The sequence below is a fragment of the Gilliamella sp. wkB171 genome, from assembly GCF_001693755.1.
Lineage (GTDB): Bacteria > Pseudomonadota > Gammaproteobacteria > Enterobacterales > Orbaceae > Gilliamella > Gilliamella apicola_F.
Window position 1 is genome coordinate 1 of the sequence record NZ_LYST01000024.1, and the last position, 4,647, is coordinate 4,647.

Sequence of the window (4,647 nt, forward strand, 5' to 3'; positions counted from 1 at the left end):
AAAGAGGTTATCTGTATAGATGATGGTTCTACTGACAATACAATCTCAATTGTTGAAAAATATGCATCATGCTATGAGTTCATCAAAATTTATAAACAAACAAATCAAGGAGTAAGTGTAGCTCGAAATAAAGGGGTTGAATTAGCCGCAGGTGAATATATCTTATTTATTGACTCTGATGACATCCTAAATCCCAATTTACTGCAATATTTCGAATTATCGCTAAAAACAAATCCGCAGTTGGAATTATTTTATTTTGATTACACAGCTTTTACAGATAAAAATATATTAAAGTTAAAACAAATAACAGGCATAGAAACGAAAACATTTGAATCAGGTATTAGCTTGTTAAATTATCTTTTAGAAAGAAAAAATTACTCTGGCGTTGTATGGCGTTATATTTTTAAAAGACAATTAGTTACAGAAAAATTTATAGAAAGAAATCATGAAGATCATTTATTTTCTCTTTCGATTATAACAAAAGCAAAAATTTCTCATTATCTAAAGAATAAGATGGCATATTTTCATCGTATAGGTCATTGTTCACTGTCAAATCTAGGTGTAGACAATCTTTATATTAACACTCTCAGAAGCGTTTTACATAAATGTATACAAAAAATTAATACATTACCTTTATCTGCTATTGCTATACGCAATTATATATTAGTTATGAATGCTACTTATTTAGAAACAGTATTGAAATCAGAAAAATCTATTAACAAAGACGAAAAAGATAACTTGATTAAAGAATTAGGTTTATTAAAACTTCTCATACGCATTTATATCAATAACAAGTCTAACATCATCGGCAATATCTGTTTTATTTCTAAATTTTTAAAACAGCACGATTGTTCAATATCAACAAAAATAGCATTATTGAAATGCGCTATATCCAAACAACATCCATGTTTGGATATTAAAAACAACTATAAACAATATTGTTCATTGGATAGATTTTAATAAAAGCAAGCTCAAACCAACACAATAAGATCAAAAAAGACGTACATTATTCGTTGAAATTACTTTTATGCAACCTTGTATATATACCATTAAGGCTCAATAACTCTGAATGAGTGCCTTTTTCAATAATTTTACCATCATTCATAACCAATATCTCATCTGCATTTTCAATAGTTGATAATCGATGGGCAATTACAATAGATGTTCTTCCTTTCTGCAGTTCATCTAAAGCTTTTTGGATCGCACGTTCTGATTCAGTATCTAAAGCCGATGTTGCTTCATCAAGAATTAGAATAGGTGTATCGCGTAATAATGCTCTTGCTATTGCAATACGCTGACGTTGACCACCCGATAATAAAACACCACTCTCACCAACCTTTGTTTCAAAACCATTTTCAAGATCCATGATAAAATCATAAGCATAGGCTTTCTTTGCCGCTTCTTTTATTTGTTCTTGAGAATATATTCCTACTCGTCCATAAGCAATATTATTAGCAATTGTATCGTTAAATAAATGGACATTTTGAGATACTAATCCAATCTGATTTCTTAAACAGTGTAGAGTAAAGTTTTGTATATTAGTATCATCAATTAAAATATTACCTTGAGATACATCATAAAAACGGGTTAATAAACTTGCTATTGTAGTTTTTCCTGATCCTGAACGCCCCACTAAAGCAACAGTTTTACCAGCAGGGACAGTAAAACTAATATCATTCAAAGCCAATTCATTTCTTGTTTCATAACCAAATGATACGTTTTCAAAAACTATATTACCGACTACTCTTTCAACATTTAAAGTACCGCGATCATCTTCTACAGGTTGCTCTAATATTGCAAACAGCGTTTGACACGCAGCCATACCTTTTTGAAAATCTGCATTCACACTAGTCAAACTTTTAATTGGCTGCATTAGTGCAACAAGAGATGAGAAAACAACAGTAAATTGTCCTGGTGAAATGCTTAAATCTGGGTTGCTAGCCATTAATAAGACAAATGCAATAGCAAATGAAATTATAAGTTGAATAATTGGCGTTGATAATGCTGAAATAGAGACAAGCCTCATACCATCACGCCGAAATTTATTATTAACTTTATCAAAGTTTTTTGACTCTTCTTCCTGAGCGCCAAAAAGAATAATTTCACGATGCCCTTTTAACATTTGTTCAACTGACATTGTAACGTTACCCATTGAGTTTTGCATTTTCTTTGCTAATTTTCTAAATTTAATTGAAATAAAGCTAATTAAACATATAACTATCGGTGTAATGAAAACCAACGATAATGATAGCTGCCAACTATTACTGAACATGGTATAAAATAACCCACAAATAAAAGCAGTTTCACGCACGATAGTTATTAATGCATCAGAAGAAGAAGAAGCAACTTGATCGGTATCATATGTGATGCGTGATAATAGTCTTCCTGTTGAATTTTTATCATAATAACTTACTGGTGAATCAACAAAATGGCTAAAAAGGCGCTGACGAATATTCAATACGATCTTAGTCGAAATCAAGGACAAAAAGAAAGCATAACCATAGTTAGCGATACTGCGTAGTAAAACTAAACCGAATATATAAAAAGGTGCCATAAATAAAAATTTTTGATCATTTTCAACAAATCCTTTATCTAGCAAAGGTTGTAATAATGCAATAAGTGAAGTATCTGCAAATGCACTAATAATAAGCAAGACTATGGACAAAAAAAGAATAAATTTGTGCTTAGCTATATAAGGCCATAATTTATAAAAGGTTTTCCAAGTAGATGAATCACGATCAATATCATCATTAATTAATTGGTTATTATTTTTTTTCATAATATGTTTTCAATTAAGAGTTAAATTGTAATTGATACATTTGGGCATAGAAACCATTTTGTAATAGTAAGGTTTCATGAGTACCTTCCTCAACAATTTGACCATCATCAATAACTAAAATGCGATCAGCATTTTCAATTGTAGATAATCGATGTGCAATAACGATGGAGGTTCGATCTCTCTGCAAATGTTCGATTGCTTGTTGGATAAGGCGTTCTGATTCATTATCCAATGCCGAAGTTGCTTCATCAAAAATAAGAATGGGATTATCTCGTAGCAAGACTCTGGCAATTGCAATTCGCTGACGTTGTCCACCTGATAATAAAATTCCATTATCACCAACTTCAGTATCGAGACCATTTTCTAATTTATCAATAAATTCCATTGCATTAGCTTTCATAGCAGCTTTTATAATATCTTCCTGACTATACTTATTTTTTTCACCATAAGCTATATTATCGGCAATAGTTCCATTAAATAAATGGACTTGTTGAGAAACATATCCTATTTGGTTGCGTAAGGACTTGAGTTTATATTCTTTAATATTTTCAGAGTCAAGTAATATTTCCCCTTCAGTAATATCATAAAATCTTGGTAACAAACTTGCTATAGTTGACTTACCAGCTCCAGAACGACCAACTAAAGCAACCGTTTCACCAGATTTAATTTTAAAACTAATATTTTTTAATGAGGGTGATGTTCGTGTTGGATAGGTATAAGTTACCTTTTTAAACTCAATATTACCTTTTGCTCTTTTTAAATCTATAATTCCGTTATCTTCTTCTAAAGGAGAATTCAAAAGTCCAAATAAAGACTCACATGCAACAGAACCTTTTTGTAATTCAAGATGTACGCTGGTTAACTCTCGTAATGGGCGCATTACCGCTACCATAGCAGAAAAAACAACAGTAAAAGACCCTGGAGTAATATCTAAAGCTTGGTTTGCAACAAGAAATAAAATAAAACCTAACGCCAATGTCGCTATTAATTGAATTATAGGTGTTGACAGCCCGGAGACTAATACAATTTTTAATATGCTTCGCCTAAAAATTGTATTAATTGAATAAAAATTATTTTTTTCGTATTCTTGAGCATTAAAAACCAGTATTTCTTTATGCCCTTTTAACATTTCATCTGCGGCAGTCGTTATGTTTCCGATTCCTTTCTGCATCGAAACAAGTGTATGTCGGAATTTTTTTGCAATAAATTGTGCAATCAGAATAATTAAAGGAACCATGACAATAAGCACTAAAGCCAATTTCCAATTGCCATAAAACATCACTACGCACAATCCAATAGCATAGGCAATTTCCCTTATTAAAATAATAAGCGCATCAGAAGACGCTTTAGAAAGTAGCTGCGTATTATAAGTTATTACAGTAACCAACTCCCCAATAGTATTTTTATCAAGAAAACTGATAGGGCTTTTAATTAAATGATCAAAGATTAATTGCCGAAATTTAGTAATTACTTTACCTGAAAGCCAAGAAAGGCAATAGGTTGAACAGTAGTTAGACAAACCACGTAATGCGATTAAAGCAATAATACCAATTGAAAATAGAACTAGCAGCTCATAATTTTTATCCATTAACCCATTATCTAATAGAGGTTTAGTTAATGATATAAGTGTAGCGTCAGTTGCAGCATTCAATAAAAGAGCAATAATAGCTATAATCAAAGCTTTTTTATGGGGATTAATAAAAGGCCACAATAGTTTAATAGTATTCCAAGAGCTATATTTATTTGACATAAGAAAGTAAATAAGTTTATTTGATGTCGAATTATACTATACATACTTCGTGAATTTAAATTTTATTGCAATTCTTTTTCAACTAGAAATAATTTGTTTTATCTATATAATATGAGAG

General features: G+C 30.8%; 3 protein-coding genes. 1 reads left to right on the top strand and 2 read right to left on the bottom strand.

The window, feature by feature from the left end; genetic code table 11:
* On the top strand, positions 1-960 hold a 960-nt coding region (locus A9G03_RS02070; RefSeq protein WP_143425806.1), incomplete at its 5' end, for a glycosyltransferase.
* 46 nt (positions 961-1,006) lie between these two features.
* Here the strand turns inward: A9G03_RS02070 and msbA (A9G03_RS02075) are convergent.
* Positions 1,007-2,779, bottom strand: coding sequence for a lipid A ABC transporter ATP-binding protein/permease MsbA (msbA, locus tag A9G03_RS02075; RefSeq protein WP_065798304.1), 1,773 nt, complete (start codon positions 2,777-2,779; stop codon positions 1,007-1,009).
* A gap of 13 nt (positions 2,780-2,792) precedes the next feature.
* The gene (gene msbA / locus A9G03_RS02080; RefSeq protein ID WP_065798305.1) at positions 2,793-4,529 is read right to left on the bottom strand and encodes a lipid A export permease/ATP-binding protein MsbA; all 1,737 of its coding nucleotides are present in this window, start codon (positions 4,527-4,529) and stop codon (positions 2,793-2,795) included.
* Between the last annotated feature and the right edge of the window lie 118 nt (positions 4,530-4,647).